16 protein-coding genes are annotated in these 18789 nt (G+C 54.8%); 8 read left to right on the top strand and 8 right to left on the bottom strand.

Going from position 1 to position 18789, the window contains the following annotated elements; translation table 11 throughout:
• The first annotated feature begins 84 nt into the window (after positions 1-84).
• The 3 genes from M2406_RS20405 to M2406_RS20415 are packed head-to-tail and all read left to right on the top strand — an operon-like array spanning position 85 to position 2382.
• Positions 85-1080 (top strand): hypothetical protein, encoded by a 996-nt coding sequence (locus M2406_RS20405; RefSeq protein ID WP_012147429.1) that lies wholly within the window; start codon positions 85-87, stop codon positions 1078-1080.
• The gene (locus M2406_RS20410) at positions 1080-1658 is read left to right on the top strand and encodes a hypothetical protein (RefSeq protein ID WP_259191156.1); all 579 of its coding nucleotides are present in this window, start codon (positions 1080-1082) and stop codon (positions 1656-1658) included. The genes M2406_RS20405 and M2406_RS20410 overlap by 1 nt, the downstream gene beginning before the upstream one ends.
• A 22-nt stretch (positions 1659-1680) precedes the next feature.
• Positions 1681-2382 (top strand): DUF2461 domain-containing protein, encoded by a 702-nt coding sequence (locus tag M2406_RS20415; RefSeq protein WP_259191158.1) that lies wholly within the window; start codon positions 1681-1683, stop codon positions 2380-2382.
• Here the strand turns inward: M2406_RS20415 and ilvY are convergent.
• Positions 2377-3261 carry an HTH-type transcriptional activator IlvY gene (ilvY, locus tag M2406_RS20420; protein ID WP_259191160.1) on the bottom strand — a complete coding sequence of 295 codons (885 nt, stop codon included), beginning with the start codon at positions 3259-3261 and terminating at the stop codon, positions 2377-2379. The genes M2406_RS20415 and ilvY overlap by 6 nt on opposite strands.
• 179 nt (positions 3262-3440) lie before the next feature.
• On the opposite strand from ilvY, the gene ilvC reads away from it, so the two are divergent.
• A complete protein-coding gene (gene ilvC, locus M2406_RS20425; RefSeq protein ID WP_017894390.1) occupies positions 3441-4916 on the top strand; it encodes a ketol-acid reductoisomerase in 1476 nt (491 codons plus the stop codon).
• Positions 4917-5113: 197 nt separating this feature from the next.
• Here ilvC and M2406_RS20430 read toward each other — a convergent pair whose 3' ends face one another.
• Together M2406_RS20430 and M2406_RS20435 are read right to left on the bottom strand one after the other, a co-directional pair.
• Complete coding sequence (locus M2406_RS20430; RefSeq protein WP_259191168.1) at positions 5114-6046, bottom strand: sugar kinase; 933 nt, start codon at positions 6044-6046, stop codon at positions 5114-5116.
• 165 nt (positions 6047-6211) lie between these two features.
• Positions 6212-6415, bottom strand: coding sequence for a 2-hydroxymuconate tautomerase family protein (locus M2406_RS20435; protein ID WP_012147423.1), 204 nt, complete (start codon positions 6413-6415; stop codon positions 6212-6214).
• Positions 6416-6559: 144 nt separating this feature from the next.
• On the opposite strand from M2406_RS20435, the gene pdeH reads away from it, so the two are divergent.
• Positions 6560-7345: a cyclic-guanylate-specific phosphodiesterase gene (gene pdeH, locus M2406_RS20440; RefSeq protein ID WP_259191172.1), complete on the top strand. Its 786-nt coding sequence runs from the start codon at positions 6560-6562 to the stop codon at positions 7343-7345.
• 102 nt (positions 7346-7447) lie between these two features.
• Complete coding sequence (locus tag M2406_RS20445) at positions 7448-9484, top strand: AsmA family protein (RefSeq protein ID WP_012147421.1); 2037 nt, start codon at positions 7448-7450, stop codon at positions 9482-9484.
• A gap of 29 nt (positions 9485-9513) precedes the next feature.
• On the opposite strand, the gene M2406_RS20450 is transcribed toward M2406_RS20445, so the two are convergent.
• From M2406_RS20450 to yhjD, 3 genes are all read right to left on the bottom strand, one after another.
• The gene (locus M2406_RS20450; protein ID WP_405050631.1) at positions 9514-10311 is read right to left on the bottom strand and encodes a CDP-diacylglycerol diphosphatase; all 798 of its coding nucleotides are present in this window, start codon (positions 10309-10311) and stop codon (positions 9514-9516) included.
• Between the two features lie 75 nt (positions 10312-10386).
• Entirely contained in the window at positions 10387-11709 is a 1323-nt protein-coding gene (locus M2406_RS20455; protein WP_259191177.1) for an MFS transporter, read from the bottom strand.
• Between the two features lie 328 nt (positions 11710-12037).
• Positions 12038-13057, bottom strand: a complete 1020-nt coding sequence (yhjD, locus tag M2406_RS20460) for an inner membrane protein YhjD (protein WP_017894384.1) — start codon at positions 13055-13057, stop codon at positions 12038-12040.
• 340 nt (positions 13058-13397) lie between these two features.
• On the opposite strand from yhjD, the gene M2406_RS20465 reads away from it, so the two are divergent.
• Entirely contained in the window at positions 13398-14264 is an 867-nt protein-coding gene (locus M2406_RS20465) for a crotonase/enoyl-CoA hydratase family protein (RefSeq protein WP_017894383.1), read from the top strand.
• Between the two features lie 16 nt (positions 14265-14280).
• On the opposite strand, the gene pdeR is transcribed toward M2406_RS20465, so the two are convergent.
• Positions 14281-16275: a cyclic di-GMP phosphodiesterase gene (pdeR, locus tag M2406_RS20470; protein ID WP_218217668.1), complete on the bottom strand. Its 1995-nt coding sequence runs from the start codon at positions 16273-16275 to the stop codon at positions 14281-14283.
• Positions 16276-16836: 561 nt separating this feature from the next.
• Between pdeR and spy the strand changes: the two genes are divergently transcribed.
• Positions 16837-17337, top strand: coding sequence for an ATP-independent periplasmic protein-refolding chaperone Spy (spy, locus tag M2406_RS20475; RefSeq protein ID WP_012147415.1), 501 nt, complete (start codon positions 16837-16839; stop codon positions 17335-17337).
• Between the two features lie 73 nt (positions 17338-17410).
• Here the strand turns inward: spy and M2406_RS20480 are convergent, their stop codons facing one another.
• Positions 17411-18640: a Tm-1-like ATP-binding domain-containing protein gene (locus M2406_RS20480; RefSeq protein ID WP_259191187.1), complete on the bottom strand. Its 1230-nt coding sequence runs from the start codon at positions 18638-18640 to the stop codon at positions 17411-17413.
• Between the last annotated feature and the right edge of the window lie 149 nt (positions 18641-18789).

Below are 18789 nucleotides of genomic sequence, written 5' to 3' on the forward strand. Positions count from 1 at the left end.
AAGCCAGTTTATAGGTTGCGTTGTTGTGATTTTGTTGTGCATTTTTATACTGCCAAGACTTTTGACGTATAGGGATGCGCGACAATGACAACGGCTTTTTCTTCGCCATTTGGTTCTCCCGAAGATCAATTAACCAGCGCCGAGTTTGCTCGAATGCTCGGTAACGGCAATGTGCAGGCAATGTATCGGGATATTGATTTACAAGCCTTGCAAGACTCCCTGGATTGCAGTATCGCTTTTCATGGGGTGGGGATTATTTTTTCTGACGGCCAAAATTCGTATTTGGTCAGGCCGACCAAACATACCGGTTACTCAACGTCCTCACAGGTCACTCACGTGGTGATCACCAAAACCGTTGCGCATACTTCACGTACCGCGGCGACCAATACCCTGTCTGAGGCTTTGACCAAACCGAACGTCGGCAAAGAACTGGCTTCAGCAGCGCTATCTTGCGGCACACTGCTGGTCTCCGTTTTTTTACTGGCGTCGGGGAGTGTTGCGGTACCCTTTACCGGTGGCACCAGTTCGGCCATCGCCTATTTAGGCTATGCCGGCATGGCTGCCAGTGCCTTACAGTGCGGTAATGGCTTGTATCGCGTGAATAAGCTTTATGATGGGAAAGGCGATGAGCTTGCGCAGTTAGATTCAGAGCAATGGTATGTCGCCACCAGCACCATTCTGGATGTGATCTCTTTGGCTAGCGCCGGGGCAGCATTGAAAGAAGCGGCCATGACTTATCGTGCCATGCGAAGAGTTTCATCGCGTAAGGCGACGGAGTGGCTAAAAAGCATGCCACGAAGTGAAAGGAAAAGGCTCACTGAGAGCATCATCAGGGCGGAGAATCCGGGCATTTCCAATCAAGTGTTAAAACAGATGGTTAATGCGGGCTTATATCCGAAGCGCTATCCAACGCAAGCCCTTCAGAACGGACTTCGACAGCAATTACGGTCGGCGCTGAATAACTCGATGGCCTTTGTGGGCAGCGGTATCAGCGGCACTTTGTCCTCGCCTGCTAATGTGAAGGAAACGGGGCAATATTTTGTTGGGATCATGCAAAAATTACCGCAGATGGTGAGGTAATGTCGGACTGGATGATTAACCGCCTGATATCTCAAGGGCGAGAAATGGAACAGCAAATCCTGCGGCGGGATCCGGCGGTATATGCCGGCGTGGATGCGCAGCTTGAGCAACATTTTTTGACGCCGGGGCAGCGTTTGTCGCCGCCGGGCGTGGCTAATGTCATGTTGCTGCTAATTTGTCTTACGCTGGGGTTGGCGGGAACCATGGGGCTATTGGCCGATATAGCCCTTGCGATAACCGGCAGTGCCTCTGCTGCCACCTTATTAGGCAGCGGCGCCATCATGGCCGTGTGGATGACGCTTGTCCTGTTTCACCTGGTTCAGGGTAAAAACACAGGGGTAGTATTGCTGAAATATTATCTTGGCATGCTGGCCGCGCTTTTGGTCGGTGCAGTAGTGGCCTGGGCAGCAAACATCAGCGGTATTGCCAATGGCCTGATGTTGCTGTGTGCCTGCATTGGCGGGATTATTTTCAGTAACCGGACGGTGTTTTATCTGTATGTTGCCTATTTCAGGACGCGCCGGCGCGTTTTTCTAAAGCGCCGTTGGCAGATGGAAGCCATGCATAATCCCCGCTAGAAAGCTTGTTACGGGAAGGAACATGACGCAGCAATTTAATGGTTTTAGCCAGCAGGGCCTGAATTTTCTTCAGCAGGTGCGCATTGAGAACGACAAGGAATGGTTTGAGGCCAACCGTGACGTTTACGATCGTGAACTATTAACGCCATTCCGTACGTTGGTAACCGAACTGAGCCCGGCGATGTTGGCGATCGATCCCTTGTTCGAGACCCGGCCGGCGATCGGCAAAACGCTGTCGCGCATACATCGCGACACGCGTTTTTCCCACGACAAATCGCGCTACCGCAGCCGCATGTGGCTGACGTTCAAACGGCCAAGCAAAGACTGGAAGGACGCGCCGGTCTACTTCTTCGAACTGGGGCCGGACATGTTGCGTTACGGGCTGGGTTATTACAGCGCCAACAAACCGACCATGGATCTGTTTCGCCATACGCTGCAACGCCGACCGCAGCCCTTTTTAGAGGTCGCGGCCTGCTGCCGGCCACCGTTCGAGCTGGTGGGTGAAAGATACAAGCGGCCGTTAGTGAAAGAGCAGGCGCCAGAAATCGCCACCTGGTACAACCGCAAATCCTTTGCGGTGATGGCGACCGACAGTCAGGTGGAAAAGTTGTTCAACGCCGGGTTGGTGCAGACTCTGGCGCAAGGGTTCCTGCAGCTGGAACCGCTCTATCACTGGCTGATGCAGGTGGAGGCGATGAAGCAAGTCGATCCTGCAGACCTATGAAAGCAGGCGCCAGAAAGCGTCGATCAGCGGATCGCTGAGGCGTTTTTTCTGCACGCAGACCCCCAACTCGAACGGCTCGACCATGGAAATATTCTCCAGTTGCGAGATGCGATTACGCACCGGCTCCGGGCTGTTTTCCACCACCACGCTGGGGATCAGTGCGATGCCGCAGCCCAGCGCCACCATCGAAACAATGGCCTCGTGGCCGCCAACGGTGGCGTAAATCAGCGGATTGGTAATGCGCTGGCGACGGAACCACAGCTCGATGCGTTTTCGCGACGGGCCGTGCTCCGGCAGGATAAACGGAATATTGGCCCAGTCGGGCTGCTCGGCAAACGCCTGGCTGCGTACCGCGCAGGGCAGCGCCGGAGCAATCAGCACCAGCGGGATCTCACCGATTTTAGTGAACGCCACGCTGGTGGGCAGGGTTTCGGGCCGCCCGGCAATGCCGAGATCGGCTTCGTTGGACTGCACTTTATCGACCGCATCGGCGGCGTCACCGGTGGTCAGTTTTATTTCTACCAGTGGATGCTGTGCGCGGAAGCGATCGAGGATCGGCGGCAGGTGGCTGTAGGCGGCGGTAACCGAGCAAAACAGCCGTAATTCGCCGCTTAGCGAAGGGCCATGTTGGCCCAGCGAATGTTTCAGTTGCTGGTACTGCAGCAGCGTCTGCTGGGCAAAATCTTTTAACTGTTCACCGGCATCGGTGAGCTGCACGGTGCGGTTATCGCGCAAAAACAGCGGTTGCCCGAGGATCTCTTCCAGCCGTTGGATCTGGCGGGACAGCGTCGAAGGACTGACGTGCATCGCCTTGGCGGTGCGGCCAAAGTGATGGCTTTCAGCCAGATGGAGGAATAGCTTTAAATCACGCAAATCCATATCAGTACGCTCGCAGCAAGAGTGTTGCATAAATTGCAATGTCACATTCGTAATATATCAATTTAAGCAACGCGTTTCCTGTTATACATTGAGTTTAACGAATCTCCGCACAGACAGGGCGGGGAATGAAAATAACATCGATACCCATAGTCGACACAACATCTAACTGGAGCACCACCATGGCTAACTATTTCAACACCTTGAACCTGCGTCAGCAGTTGGCGCAATTGGGCAAGTGTCGCTTTATGGCACGTGAAGAATTTGCTGATGAAGCCGGCTACCTGAAAGGCAAAAAAGTGGTGATTGTCGGCTGTGGCGCGCAGGGGCTGAACCAGGGCCTGAACATGCGTGACTCCGGCCTGGACGTGGCCTATGCCCTGCGTAAGGAAGCCATCGACGAAAAACGTCCTTCATGGCGTAAAGCGACCGAAAACGGCTTCAAGGTAGGGACCTACGAAGATTTGATCCCACAGGCAGACCTGGTGGTTAACCTGACGCCGGACAAGCAGCATACCTCGGTCGTTCGTGCCGTACAGCCGCTGATGAAAGACGGTGCGGCGCTGGGCTACTCCCACGGTTTCAACATCGTAGAAGTGGGCGAGCAGGTACGTAAAGACATCACTGTAGTGATGGTAGCGCCAAAATGTCCGGGCACCGAAGTGCGTGAAGAATACAAACGTGGTTTCGGCGTGCCGACTCTGATTGCGGTTCACCCGGAAAACGATCCGAAAGGCGAAGGCATGGCGATTGCCAAGGCCTGGGCAGCGGCGACCGGCGGCCACCGTGCGGGCGTACTGGAATCTTCCTTCGTTGCCGAAGTGAAATCGGACCTGATGGGCGAGCAGACCATTCTGTGCGGCATGCTGCAGGCGGGTTCGCTGCTGTGCTTCGACAAACTGGTTGCTGAAGGCACTGACCCGGCTTATGCAGAAAAACTGATCCAGTTCGGCTGGGAAACCATCACCGAAGCGCTGAAGCAGGGTGGCATCACCCTGATGATGGATCGCCTGTCCAACCCGGCCAAACTGCGTGCCTATGCGCTGTCTGAGCAGTTGAAAGAGATCATGGCACCGCTGTTCCAGAAACACATGGACGACATCATCTCCGGCGCTTTCTCCGGTGGCATGATGGCTGACTGGGCAGAAGACGACGTGAAACTGCTGAACTGGCGTGAAGAGACCGGCAAATCGGCGTTCGAGAATGCGCCACAGTTCGAAGGTAAAATCAGCGAGCAGGAATACTTTGACCATGGCGTGTTGATGGTAGCCATGGTGAAAGCCGGTGTTGAGCTGGCATTCGAAACCATGGTTGACGCGGGTATCATCGAAGAATCCGCTTACTACGAATCACTGCACGAGCTGCCGCTGATCGCCAACACCATTGCGCGTAAGCGTCTGTACGAAATGAACGTGGTTATCTCTGATACCGCAGAATACGGCAACTACCTGTTCGCCAACGCGGCAGTGCCGCTGCTGAAAGAGTTCATGACCACCCTGCAGGCGGGTGACCTGGGCAAATCCGTGGCCGGTACTTCGGTAGACAACGCGCAACTGCGTGACGTGAACGAAGCGGTGCGTAATCACCCGATCGAATCCGTTGGCCGCAAGCTGCGCGGGTATATGACCGATATGAAACGCATCGCGGTAGCAGGCTAAATACCCGGAGTCTTTCAAGCTGTAGCGTTGTTACCTGCACTATCACACCCCAGTCACTTACTAAAGTAAGCTCCTGGGGATGAGATAGCTTGGCGCCTAGCTACAACTTGAAATCCATAGGGTATTAAGATTGGTTTTCGAGTCCAATAAAAAGGCCAGCGTTGTTGCTGGCCTTTCGCATTTTTGGAGATCAGGAATTATTGCGGCATGGCCGCCAGTGGAATAATGGCTCCGCGGTGTTGGATTACCGTGCTGGCGGTCAGATGACCGCGCTGCGCCGCCTGCACGGCATCACCACCGGTTAAACGCACTGCCAAATAACCGGCGCTGAAGGAATCGCCTGCCGCAGTGGTATCCACCACCTTTTCTTTTGGCAGGCGCACTGCCGGGATTTCAAATTCGCTGCCTTCGGCGCTGAACACCAGGCAGCTATCCGCGCCACGTTTAATCACTATCTCCGTTACCCCGAGCTGCTGAGTGCGCTGCACCACCTGTTCCAGCGGCAGTTTGCCCCATAGCAGATCTTCGTCATCCAGGGTCAGGAAGGCAATGTCGGTGCAGGCCAGCACTTCGCGGTAAACCTGCTGGGTTTCTTCCCGGCTTTGCCACAGGCGCGGCCGATAGTTGTTATCGAAAATCACCTTGCCGCCGTTGGCGCGACACTGTCTTAGCAATGTCAGCAGCTTGCTGCGGCTGACCGTATCGAGGATTGCCACGCTGATGCCGCTGAGGTACAGATAATCGAATTGGGCCAGTTGCTCGCACAAATTCTCCGCCTGTGGGCCAGCCAGCAAGTAGCGAGCGGCAGCGTCGTTGCGCCAGTAATAGAAGGTGCGTTCGCCGGTGGCATCGGTTTCAATCACGTACAGCCCCGGCAGCTTGTTCTCCAGCCGTTGTATCAGGCTGGTGTTGACCTTTTCCTGCTGCCACGCCTGCAGCATTTCCTGGCTGAAACTGTCGGTGCCGAGTGCGGTCACGTAATGCACCTGCAGCGTGCTTTCCGCCACCTGGCGGGCAATGTAGACGGCGGTGTTTAACGTATCGCCGCCAAAACCGCGGCTCAGATCCGCGCCTTTCTGCGACAGCTCAATCATGCATTCGCCGATCACGGCAAGATTTTGGGTGGTCATAGTCAACGAGCCCTGGCTGAAAGAAGAAGATGAATTGATGCGAAATACAGCCAGTCTCAATGCAAGGGATGGGGGAGTCAATAAAAATAAAACAACGTTTTAATTTATTTATGACGGCGATCGGGAAACTAAAAAGTTTCCCGATGCGTAGCCAACCTGCGGCCGTTATTTAGCGGCGGCGCGCAGGTCGGTGACGCTTTGGCCACCAATACCCCAGTTGTCGGTTTCTACTTCGTCAATGACCACCACGGTGGTAGCCGGGTTCTTGCCCAGCGTATCTACCAGCAGTTGGGTCACCCCGGCGATCAGCTGTTTCTTTTGCTCCGGCGTCGCGCCTTCGCGGGTAATTTTGATATTTACGTAGGGCATGTATTTTCCTTGGGTTTTAATACCAGTATTCAATGTAGAAGGCTTTCGCCGCCGCTTAAAGTTTTATCGCCCGCTGCCGATAAATCAGGGAGGCAATCATGCAAGCCTGAGCGTTTTCATTTCCCTTCGATGGCAATAGTACCAATGACAACCAAGATGACTTCGGGTCTGCTGGCGCCACTCCTCGCCGTATGCACGCATATCAAAGCGCAGCATTATTGGCGTCAATGCCGCCGTCAGTACACCTTCCAGCCGATCTACCGCACCTGTGGCGCTTTACTGGCGCTTGAACTACTAACCGCGGTATCTCATCCGTCCGCGCCGGACAAACGACTGTCCCCGGAGCACTATTTCGCCGCCCTCGACGTCCGCAAGCGCCTGCAGATCATTCAGGAACAGCTGGAACTGCTGCAGTACTGGCAGCCGCTGCTGACCCGCCACGGGTTGATGGTGTCGGTCAATATCGACGGTATTGCCTTGCAGGCATTGCAGCAGCACGGCGCGTTGCAACGTCAGATTGCCGGCATGCCCTATCTGCGCTTTGAGCTGGTGGAGCACGCCGGGATGGCATTAAACGGCCCGTTGCAGCAGATTGCCGGTGCAGATCGGCTGTGGCTGGATGACTTCGGTAGCGGCCTGGCGAATTTCTCGGCCGTCAGCACCTGGCGTTATCAATACATCAAGGTTGCGCGTGAGTTATTCACCTTGCTCAAGCAAACGGAAGATGGCGTCCAGTTACTTGTTACCCTGATCAAAATGATGAACCAGCATAGCGAAGGGGTGATCGTCGAAGGGGTGGAGACCGAGCAGGAATGGTTGCTGGTACAGCGCTCTGGCGCGCTGGCCGCTCAGGGTTACTTTCTTTCTCGTCCGGCCCATTTCGACACCCTGCAAAGCCTGCCTACACGATTTTCCATGCCTGTCGCCTGAGCCCCGTCTCCCTCTAAAGCGTGAACTCTTGCCTATCCTCGGCTAGGCTTGGTAAAGCCACTTATCAATTTATGGGTAAGCTATCGCGTTCAGGGAGCCGTTATGACAAGAACAGGAAAAGCGTTCACTTGGGTTGGCGGCATTGTGCTGCTGATCATCGCCGCGTTGGTGGTCTTTGTGCTGACCTTCGACTGGAACCGCCTCAAACCGACCATCAATGACAAGGTGTCGGCCGAGTTGCATCGTCCGTTCGCCATCCGTGGCGATTTGGGGGTGGACTGGTCACGCGATGATAAAGATATAGGTGGCTGGCGCGCCTGGGTGCCCTGGCCGCGAATTCATGCCGAAGATGTGGTGCTGGGCAACCCGAAAAATATCCCTGGCGACAGCATGGTGCAGTTACAGCGCGTCGAAGCGAGCATTTCGCCGCTGGCACTGTTGGGCAAACAACTGTTGATCCCGCGTATCTGGCTGAAGCAGCCGAACGCCAGCTTGCAGCGGTTGGCCAACGGTGAGAATAACTGGACCTTCAACCTGGCCGGTGACCCTAACCAGCCGCCGTCTGCCTGGTCGGTGAATATTCATGACATCGTCTTCGATCGCGGCCAGATTGCTTTCAAGGACGCCACGCTGAAGGCCGATTTTCGCGCGGAGATTGATCCACTCGGCAAGCCTTTGCCATTTAGTGAAGTCACCGGCAAAAAAGATGCCGGCACGACGATCCCCCAAGACTATATTTTCGGCTGGAAGGTGAAAGGCAAATACAACGGCGAGCCGTTATCGGGCAGTGGCAAGATTGGCGGCATGCTGTCGTTGCAGAATGCCGAGGTGCCATTCCCGCTGCAGGCCGACGTACGCTCCGGTTCCACTCGGGTGGTGGTGGCGGGGACGTTGTCCGACCCGATGAACCTTGGCGGGTTGGATCTGCGGCTTAAATTCTCCGGCGACAGCCTGGGTAACCTGTATGCCCTCACCGGCGTGCTGTTGCCCAATACCCCGCCATACTCCACCGATGGCCACCTGACTGCCCGACTGCACGAGAAAGGCGGCGCGGTGTTCCAGTACCAGAAATTCGACGGCAAAATTGGCGACAGCGATATCCACGGTGATTTGAAATATGTCGCCGGAAAACCCCGGCCTACGCTGAGCGGCGAAGTGTTGTCGAAACAGCTGCGCTTTGCCGATCTGGCACCGCTGATTGGTGCCGACTCCAATACGCAAAAAGCCGGTCGCGGTGAGAAGAGTCGCCAGCCGGCCGGTAAAGTGCTGCCGGTAGAAAAGTTTGATACCAAAAGCTGGAAGGTGATGAATGCGGACGTCAAATTCACCGCCAAACGCATTGAACACGGCAGTTCGCTGCCGTTGAGCGATCTCTATACCCATCTGCAATTGGATAACGGCGTCATTGTGATGGATCCGCTGCGGTTCGGCGTGGCGGGCGGTAACCTCAATTCGACCGTCCGGCTCGATGGCAGCAAAAATCCGATGCAGGGTCGGGCTGATTTGCATGCGCGTAAATTCCAGCTCAAGCAGTTGCTGCCGGATGTAGGCTCGATGAAGCGTAGCCTGGGGCAATTGAACGGCGATGCCAAACTGACCGGCAGCGGTAATTCGGTGGCCGATCTGCTGGCGACCAGCAGCGGCGATTTGCGCATGGTGATTAACAACGGGGTGATTAGCCGCAGCCTGATGGAAATTCTCGGATTGAACGTCGGCAACTATCTGGTGGCGCAATTATTTGGTGATGACGTCGTGGGGATAAACTGCGCGGCGGCGGATGTTGGTATCCGCGACGGCGTGGCGGCACCTCGGCTGTTTGTGTTCGACACCGAGAACGCGATTATCAACATCAGCGGCAATACCAACTTCGCCACCGAGCGGCTGGACTTGTCCATCGATCCGGAAAGCAAGGGCATGCGGGTGCTGACGCTGCGTTCACCGCTGTACGTGAAAGGCACCTTCGCCCACCCGGATGCCGGTGTGAAGGCCGGCCCGCTGATTGCTCGTGGTGCGGCGGCGGTGGCACTGGGCGTGGTGCTGACGCCGGCAGCGGCCCTGCTGGCATTGGTTTCGCCCAGCGAAGGCGGTGAAGAAAACCAGTGCGGGAAAATCCTTCAGCAGATGAAGCAGAAAAAATGATCGCTAACGGCCCGCACTGCGGGCCAGGCTTACTGCAGAACCCGGCAGTCGTGATCCTGGATCTCTTCTGACGAAGCCAGCGTAAACGGCAGCAGGCTGCGCTCGGTGGCCAGCAACAGAAAATCGCCGCCCGGCAAGGCCGTCATCGCCAGGCCAAAGCTCCCCATGCGCCCCTTTGAGCGTGCTACCTCATCTGCCAGCAGGCGGAAAGCACCCTGTTTGTGCAACTCTTCAGGCGTCACCCGGCGCACCAGATAGTCATGGCCCAGCAGGCCGCCAGGCAACGGTTCCCACCGCTGGCTGTAATCTGCCGCATACTGCGCCAACTGCGTTTTTACCGCAGGCAGCAGGCAGGAGATATGAATGTGCAACTGGTTCTGAGTGCGGCCATAGGCTGAATTAATCGCCAGCGAAATATCGGCGTCATCAATCTCTTTACCATATTTATCCGCCATAAAGTGTCGTGCCTGCCAGGCTTGCTCAAAGAAGTTTGGGGTCGTGGCAGCCAGTACCTCGGGGCTTTCGATTCCGGTGATTTTAGCGCTTGGCATCAACAGATATTGCAGTGGCCCGTTACGGTCCTTAAACACCACAAAACCGGCCTGAGGGTCCACCTGCGCACAGGGCGCCGGGTTGTTGTTTGCCTGTTGGTTGGGCAGACACTGTTGGCTGACGATGCGCCACAGCGCGCTCGACTGGGGTGGCTTCACCCATATCCAGAGCGCACCAGCAATGACAATGGCGGCCATTAGCAACGGCGCAACGTACAAAAACAGCCTGCGGCGCAAAGACATGATTGATTTCCATTTCCGTAAAAGGAGAAGCATTCAGCATAGTCTGATTTTATGACAGGAGACAACGCGGGGAGTGCGGCCCCGCAGGCAGGGGCCGCATAAGCAGGGTTACAGCGACTGGTCGCGGGTTTCTTTCATCAGCAACAGGGCTATCAGCGTGAGACAGGCCATGGATGCCAGATACAGCCCGACGTAGAACAGGCCGTAGTGGGTTGCCAGCCAGGTAGCGATATAAGGTGCCACTGCCGCCCCGAGGATTGACGCCACGTTGTACGAGAACGAGGCCCCGGTATAACGCACTTCGGTCGGGAACAGTTCTGGCAGCAGAGCGCCCATCGGGCCGAAGGTCAGGCCCATGATGCTCAGACCACACAGCAGGAAGCCCATCACCAGCGCCTGGTTACCGGAGCCCAGCATGCTTGGGAACAGGAAGGCGAAGGCGATCATCAGCAGAGTGATAACGATCATGGTCTTGCGGCGACCAAAGGCATCGGCCAGCAGGCCGGCAATCGGCACCATCACACCAAAACCAATCACTGCCACCATCAGCATCCACAGGAAACTGTTGCGCGAGTAACCCAGCCCCAGCGGCTGCGCCGTGGTGCCGTAGGTCATTGAGTAAACCGTCATCAGGTAGAACAGGGTATAGGTCGCCAGCATGATAAAGGTGCCGAGGATGGTCGCCTTCAAATGCTTGCTCAGCAGGGTTCCGAGTGGAATTTTCACCTGTTTGCCGGCTTTGGCCACCTTGGCGAATACCGGAGTTTCATGCAGCGACACGCGCACGTACAGGCCGATCAGCACCAGGGCGGCGGACAGGATAAACGGCACGCGCCAGCCCCATTCCATAAATTGTTGGTCGGTCACCAGCCAGGAGAGCAGCAGGAAGGTGCCGTTAGCGAAGAAGAAACCGATAGGCGCGCCCAGCTGTGGGAACGAACCATACAGCGCCCGCTTCTTGGGAGGGGCGTTCTCGGTTGCCAGCAAGGCGGCTCCGCCCCATTCACCCCCCAGCCCCAGGCCCTGACCGAATCGCGCCAGCGCCAGCAGGATAGGGGCGAAGATGCCGATGGTTTCGTAGCTTGGCAGCAGGCCGATCAGCACGGTGGAAATCCCCATGGTGAGCAGCGAGGCGACCAGCGTCACCTTGCGCCCCACGCGATCGCCAAAGTGGCCGAACAGCGCCGAGCCAATCGGACGCGCCACAAAGGCGACGGCAAAGGTAGCCAGTGATTGCAGCGTTGCGGTGGTGGGATCGCCCTGCGGGAAGAAGATATGCGGGAATACGATCACCGCTGCGGTGGCGTAAATATAGAAATCGAAAAACTCGATGGCGGTCCCGACCAGCGAGGCGACAATCACTTTTCCGCGTGAGTTGACTGGTGTTGGCGCGTCGTCGGCGTCCAGAGTTGGTGCGATGGAGGCTTGCATAATTTTTCTTATATTTTGGATTGGTAAAAATCCATCTTAGTCATAGCAAAATGCCTTTTCAATGGTGAAACTTTGTACAATGCCGCAATTAACCGGTTAAAAAGCTTAATGTTTCATTGGCGTGTTTCTGCGTGGTTTTTAACGTTGCCAAATGAATGATTTGCAGACTTAACATCTGTAAAAGCCGCAAAGAAAAGTTATTGGGTAGTTTGTTATGCTGGATTTGCTAGGTGTGGTGTTGATATTTTGGTTTTATGTGCTGGGTTTTAGGCTTAATTCCGGAATAAAAAACCAGCCACCAGAAGGTGGCCGGTATGATTGCATTGCTTTAGGGGGCGGATTGCTCGGAGGCTGGCAGAGTTTTGTCTTCTTTATATTGCGCGGTGGCGATCCAGGCGGCGCAAAAAAGCGTCAGTCGGGCAAAGAAATAGAAAAACGCCATCAACCCGATTACCGAACCAAAGGCGGCACCGGAAGGCGATTTAGCCACCTGTGGCAGCGTCATGGTCATCACAAACTTAATCACTTCGAAGCCAATGGCGGCAAGCAGCGTGCCGCGCAACAGCGCCTTTTTCTTCGGCTTATGTCGCGGCAGCATCCAGAATATCCACAGGAACAGCAGATAGTTGGCGAAGATGGAGATTGACAGCGCAATCAGCGTCATCGCCGGCCGCAGCCACTCGATACCCTCCAGGCCCAGTGCACGGACAATGGCCGCCTGTGCCGAACCGGCGATGGAGGTCAGCGTCAGGGTGATAATCAGCGCCACCACCAATCCACTCAGCGAAATAAAGTCGCGGGTGTATTTGAAGTAGATTTTTTCCTGATCCTGCGGATTACGTTCCCATACGTCACGCGACTGCGCGCGGATCGCCTCACGCAGGTTACCCATCCAACTGATGCCTGAATACAGCGCCAGCGCCAGACCGGTCAGCCCCACGGTGGTGCGCTGCTGAATCGCCGTATTGACGGTGTTTTTCAGCGTGCTGGCCAGCGTAGGGTCACTGATGCTGCCGACAATCTTATTAATCAGCTCAGTCAGCAGGTCAGGATTGGATGCCAGCACAAAGCCGACGGCGGCAAACGACACCATCAGAATCGGGATCAGCGAAAGAAACGAGAAATAGGTGATAGCGGCGCCGAACTGGCTGCCCAGACGATCGTTAAAGCGCTCGGTGGCGCGCAGCAGGTGAGCGATGCTTGGCCAGGCCTTGATGCGTTCGACCAGGCGTGAAAAACCGGAGATGCGGCGGTCAATAGTCTGGTGGCCGGTTTTGATGGCGATCAGCGGCTTTTGCGGCGCTTCACTGTTGGGCTGTCGGGGGTCTTTATCTGATCCTGTAGGCATTACGTCACGATTTCCTTAACGATAAATAGGCTCTCTCAGCCTTGATTATAGCCAAAAGGCGCGCTGATTTGGCCGCCGGGTGGGGCAACCGGCTAATTTGTGAGCTTAACGCGTTCGTTCATCGGGTGAAATGTTACTACCTGCCGATAGGTAAAATTCTTATGTCAGCCCCGTGCCAGCGGGGTTTTTTTCGTTCATCGACCTCCAATTTTTATCTGTTTCATCACCAAGAAAGCGTTTACTCATGATGTGGCGCTGCGGTTTACCAGCCGCCGCGTGACTGCAGCCGTAGGGGCTGGAACGGTTTCACCTGTTATCACTGGATAAAATGGAAGGTCATATGAAATTACTTAATCACCCCACCTGTCGTCCGTTTACCGAAGCGGGCAATTTGACACAGATTTCCGCTTACTATGAAGAAGGGCGACACATCATGTGGATGCTGCTGCGTGCGGAACCGCGCCCTTGTTTTAATCAGGCGTTAATTGAAGACATCATGACGTTGGCGCAGGCAGCCAAAGAATCATCATTGCAGTTTGATTTTTGGGTCACTGGCTCGTTGGTGCCCAATATGTTCAACGTGGGTGGCGATTTGCAGTTCTTCGCCGAGGCGATTAAAAATCGCAAACGTGAGGCGATGATGGCTTACGCACGGGCCTGCATTGATTGCGTGCATGCGGCGGCTCGCGGATTTGATACCGGAGCGGTTAGCATCGCGATGGTCGAGGGCAGTGCACTGGGCGGCGGCTTTGAAGCGGCGCTGGCGCACCATTTCGTTCTGGCGCAGAACAATGCGCGCATGGGCTTCCCGGAAATTGCGTTTAATCTGTTCCCCGGCATGGGCGGTTATTCGCTGGTGGCGCGTAAAGGAAACATGCGCCTGGCAGAAGAGCTGATTTGGGGCGGCGAGTCGCATACCGCGGAATGGTTTGAAAGCCGTGGCCTGGTCGATCAGTTATTCCAGCCTGGCGACGCTTATATAGCGACCCGTACCTTTATCGATACCATTCGGCCCAAACTGAACGGCATGCGTGCCATGCTGCGTGCCCGTCAGCGGGTGTTGCAGTTGACGCGTTCGGAACTGATGGACATTACCGAAGACTGGGTGCATTCGGCCTTCACTATCGAGGAGAAAGATCGCGCCTATATCGAACGTCTGGTGATGCTGCAGGATCGTCATACCCTGAACCTGCGTCGTGCCGGCTAATGTTGCCCTGCCCGCCTCACGCTGAGGAGGATGGCGGGCGATAAGACTGCAGCCAATGCTCCAGCTGTTCCGGGAGCATTGGCCGCGCAAACAGGAACCCCTGTTTTTCATCCACGCCGATTTCATCGAGGAACCGATTTTCGCTTTCTGTTTCCACGCCTTCGGCGATCACCCGGAATTTAAGCGCTTCGGCCGCCGCGACGATGGCACGCACCAGCGATTGTGAAACCGGATTGTCATTCACTCCGCGCACAAAGCTTTTATCCAGTTTAATCGCATCCAGCGGAATACGCGCCAGCTGCGCCAGCGAAGAGTAGCCGGTGCCAAAATCATCAAGATGGACCTGTGCGCCCAGCTCGCGTAGCCGGGTGATCACTTCGCGAGCGCGTTTCTCATCCTCAATCAGGCTGCTTTCCGTGAGTTCGAAATCCAGCAGGCAGGGGGTCAACCGATTGTGCTGCAACACCTGCGCCAGATCTTCAACGATAGAGTCATCCACCAACTGGCGGGCGGAAAGATTGACCGCGACCCGCAGTTGCAACCCCTGTCGTTGCCACTGAGCGGCCTGTTTGGCGGCGGTTTGCAGCACCCAACGGCCGAGTGGGCCGATCAGACCGGACTCTTCCGCGTAAGAGATAAACTGTAGCGGCGGGATCAGGCCGCGCTCGGGGGAATCCCAGCGTACCAGCGCTTCCACGCTGCATACCCTGCCGCTGAGCGCCTCTATTTTGGGCTGGTAATACACCACCAGTTGATTTTGTTCCAATCCCTTACGCAGGTTGGTGTCCAGCCACATGTATTCCGCGACGCGTTTATTCATTTCCGGCGAGAACACGGTATAGGTCCGTTTGCCGTGCTCTTTGGCGACATACATGGCGGTGTCGGCACTGCGGATCAGGCTGTCGAGGTCGTTGCCGTGTTCGGGACACAGTGCGATACCAATAGAACAGCCGGTATAAACTTCGATAAGCCCTATGCGGAACGGCGTTTTCAGCCGGTCGATAATGCGCTGGGCCAGGCGTTGCAGCATTTCGCGGTCGGCCTGCTGGGCCAGCACCAGGAATTCATCTCCCCCCAACCGGGCCAGGGTTTGGTCGTTATCCAGACAGCCGAGCACCGCCAGCGACACCTCCACCAATAAACGGTCGCCGAACATATGGCCGTAGGCGTCGTTAACCTTTTTAAAATTGTCGAGATCGAGATACACCAGGCCAACACTGTGGCCATCGCGAGTGGCGATCGACTGGGTTATTTTGTCCTGAATGGCATTGCGATTGGGCAGGCCGGTAATGATGTCGGTATTGGCCAGCACCCGCAGACGTTCCTGGGCGCGGCGTTCTTCGGTGATATCGGTACCGGAGCAAATCAAAAAAACTTCATTTTTGCCGCTGCCGCTGTGGACGAACTTGTTGCGGAACAAAAACAGCCGCTCGCCTTTCACCGTTTTGATCCAGCGTTCTACCTCATAGGAGGAACCATTACGGAAAAAACCGGCGATGTTGCGCCGTGATGCCGAGGCTTCCTCCGGGCTCATAAATAATTGAAAGACGTTTTTACCAATAACATCATGTTCGTGCAGCCCGGTGTACTCTTCGCTCAGGCGGTTGAAACGCTGAATGCGGCCGTGTTGATCGACAATCACAATCACTGAGTTGGCTTCGGACACCACCTGCTCGGCAAAGGAAAGGCCGTGTACCAGGTCACGGGCGACCGATTGGGTGTCGCTGAAGGCGGAAGCGGTGCCTGCCCATTCCAGATTGTTGACTCGTCGCCCGACCAGATGCAGATGTATCGGTTCGCCGCCGAGCGTGATGGTGATATCAAGGCTGGCGGTAATGCCGCTCAGGCGACGGATTTTAGCCGCCTGCATGGCGCTGAGCGCCACGGCCATATGAGTTTTACCTTTGACTGCCGACAACGCCAACGCATTGCTGTCAAACGCCAATCGCCAATAAGGGCTGTTGGTGCCGAAGTGAGCGTTAAGAAGCATAGGGCCTTGGTCTGCGAACATGATGATTCCTCAAAAGGGCACGACAGCCAGGTCTGTGCGATGAGCGCAGCCGCAGGTTTCTGGCCCGGGAGTGGCCGTAGTGCACGTATCTCCATCATATAACAGGTTTTACACCGGCGGGGGATGAAACTATTATATAAGCAATAATTAGTTTTGCCCTGTAATCGTCAAATTGCCGCACGTTTTAAAGTGTAAGTGAGAACCTGGGATTTCGAGAGATTGATGCGATCCTGGTGCTTCGCGCACTGCGATCATTTTGTTGCCGGGCGGTTGTAGCGGAGGGGGCTACATTATAATAAAGTGGGCCGCTGGTGGGAATAATCCTATAGAAAAAGACATCATGTTGTGGTGGTTTTTATGCTCTGGGAAACCAAACTTTCCAAATAATACGCACCATCTTCATAATTCATTCATTATTGATGGATAAAAGTGTTTCGGGCTTTAATAAATTTACACACAATCGCATTACTATATATTTATCGGCCTATTATTATCTCCGACGAAAGATGAGCCTGTTCACGTACAGCGCTCCTGATGAAGAATAATTTTAAGGAAATGAATATGCGTAAACTGACCGCTTTATTTGTCGCTTCAACTCTGGCACTGGGTTCTGCCTCCATGGCTTTCGCTGCAGATACCACGGCAGCACCGGCTACTACAGACGCCGCCCCGATGAACATGAAAATGATGCACCATAAAGGTGAAGGTAAAGGTGGGCCATTTGCCGGCCTGAACCTGACCGAGCAACAGCGCCAGCAAATGCGCGATATTATGAAAGAATCGCACCAGAAACGCGGCGAAGGTACTAAAGAAGAACGCCAGGCACTGCATAGTATGGTCGCTTCCGACAGTTTCGATGAAGCCAAAGCGAAAACCCAAATTGATGCCATCAGCAAAGCACAGTCCGAACATATGCTGGAGCGCGCCAAGGCTGAAAATAAAATGTATAACCTGCTGACCCCTGAGCAGAAAAAACAATACAATGAGAATTATCAGAAACGCGAACAAAAAATGATGGAACACATGAATAACATGAAGTCGAAAATGACGAATTCACAGTAATAAATTCATGTGGTGAATATAAGAAGGGCCAGATTAATCTCTGGCCCTTTTGCTTTTTCTGACCAAAAAGGAGTCACTTCGATAAGAGGCGAGGGTTGGCAATATGTTGAAACTGTTCGGTAACAATATGTGCAAAACGCGGATCGTTAATATGATAAGCCGTTTTTATCAGCCGTCGTTTGTTAGTTGGCCGAAGCGTACTTTCTAACGCTTGCATAAAGGCGGCCAATGCCTGCGGATCCCAAAAAGGCTGTCCCGGAGCATCCAGTGCGGATACCCCCCCTCCCGGGATCACAAATCGTATCTCACCGCTGCAAGCATTCATTTTTTCCCCTATCCAGCGTCCGATACTGGCATTTTCCTGCGGTGTAGTGCGAACCAAAGTAACCTGAGGGTTATGTTGGTGGATCAGGCGTTCGGCATAACGCGCCGGTACCGTTTCTGGGGGGCCAAAATTAATCATATCCAATGCACCACAGGATAGTATGCAGGGGATGCCGGTGCGGGCGATGGCACTAAAGCGATCCTCATTGCAGGGAAGAACCCCTCCGAACAGATAATCGGCCACTTCGGTTGTGGTCAGATCCAGCGCTGCGCTCAGCAAACGGCTATCGATCAGTTTCTCCAACGCTCTGCCTCCACTGCCGGTGGCGTGGAATACCAAGCAGTCCCATTGAGGTTCGAGCGCGGAAACAACCATTTTTATGCAAGGCGTTGTGACGCCAAACATCGTCAGACCGACAGCCGGTTTTTCCTCGATGTCATGAGCGGTGGCGAAACGTACCGCTCCAGCAATCTGGCATGCTGCATTGCTCAGGACACGGCGCGATATACGGTTCAGGCCTGCTATATCCGTGACGGAATACAGCATGGCGATATCGCTGTTGCCGATATACGCCGAGACGTCGCCTGCAGCCATGCTTGAAACCATCAATTTAGGCAGGCCGATGGGTAATTTTTGCATCGCCGGAGTGATAATGGCTGTGCCGCCAGAGCCGCCCAAACCAAGCAGGGCCGCGATATCGTGGCGTGTCAGGAGAAAACGTTCGAAGGCGAGTGCCATCGCGGTAATGGCATGGCTGCGGTTGGGGCAAAATACGGCCCTGGCCCCTTCGGGATGGTAGCCGGCAACTTCCTCAGCGCAGATATCGGCTGCCGGGTTCGCCGGCAGGTTGCTGGTAGAGAGATCAATGGTAACCGTGGGTAAACCGAGGTTGGCGATAATCTGGCGGACATACTCCAACTCTTGTCCTTTGGTATCTGCTGTGGTAGCAATGTAGACAAAATTTGAAGTATTAAACATTGATCTTTCCTGCCGAATTTCTAATTTTTTATTTTAAATTATAGCGTTAAATAATTATGTAGGACCCTGGTGTTGGTCGTTTAAGTTAAAATGATTAATATATCTACATAATGAGACGGTCGTATCATTTATGCAAGCCCAGTTCAGTA

This window comes from Serratia sp. BIGb0163, from assembly GCF_024809935.1.
Lineage (GTDB): Bacteria > Pseudomonadota > Gammaproteobacteria > Enterobacterales > Enterobacteriaceae > Serratia > Serratia quinivorans.

Coding starts and splice junctions, on each gene's coding strand:
- M2406_RS20415 (WP_259191158.1), top strand. CDS start 1,681: ATGACGCAGCAATTTAATGGTTTTAGCCAGCAGGGCCTGAATTTTCTT.
- M2406_RS20445 (WP_012147421.1), top strand. CDS start 7,448: ATGACAAGAACAGGAAAAGCGTTCACTTGGGTTGGCGGCATTGTGCTG.
- M2406_RS20480 (WP_259191187.1), bottom strand. CDS start 18,640: ATGTTTAATACTTCAAATTTTGTCTACATTGCTACCACAGCAGATACC.
- ilvY (WP_259191160.1), bottom strand. CDS start 3,261: ATGGATTTGCGTGATTTAAAGCTATTCCTCCATCTGGCTGAAAGCCAT.
- M2406_RS20465 (WP_017894383.1), top strand. CDS start 13,398: ATGAAATTACTTAATCACCCCACCTGTCGTCCGTTTACCGAAGCGGGC.
- yhjD (WP_017894384.1), bottom strand. CDS start 13,057: ATGCCTACAGGATCAGATAAAGACCCCCGACAGCCCAACAGTGAAGCG.
- pdeR (WP_218217668.1), bottom strand. CDS start 16,275: ATGTTCGCAGACCAAGGCCCTATGCTTCTTAACGCTCACTTCGGCACC.
- spy (WP_012147415.1), top strand. CDS start 16,837: ATGCGTAAACTGACCGCTTTATTTGTCGCTTCAACTCTGGCACTGGGT.
- M2406_RS20435 (WP_012147423.1), bottom strand. CDS start 6,415: ATGCCCTACGTAAATATCAAAATTACCCGCGAAGGCGCGACGCCGGAG.
- M2406_RS20450 (WP_405050631.1), bottom strand. CDS start 10,311: ATGCTTCTCCTTTTACGGAAATGGAAATCAATCATGTCTTTGCGCCGC.
- ilvC (WP_017894390.1), top strand. CDS start 3,441: ATGGCTAACTATTTCAACACCTTGAACCTGCGTCAGCAGTTGGCGCAA.
- M2406_RS20410 (WP_259191156.1), top strand. CDS start 1,080: ATGTCGGACTGGATGATTAACCGCCTGATATCTCAAGGGCGAGAAATG.
- pdeH (WP_259191172.1), top strand. CDS start 6,560: ATGACAACCAAGATGACTTCGGGTCTGCTGGCGCCACTCCTCGCCGTA.
- M2406_RS20455 (WP_259191177.1), bottom strand. CDS start 11,709: ATGCAAGCCTCCATCGCACCAACTCTGGACGCCGACGACGCGCCAACA.
- M2406_RS20430 (WP_259191168.1), bottom strand. CDS start 6,046: ATGACCACCCAAAATCTTGCCGTGATCGGCGAATGCATGATTGAGCTG.
- M2406_RS20405 (WP_012147429.1), top strand. CDS start 85: ATGACAACGGCTTTTTCTTCGCCATTTGGTTCTCCCGAAGATCAATTA.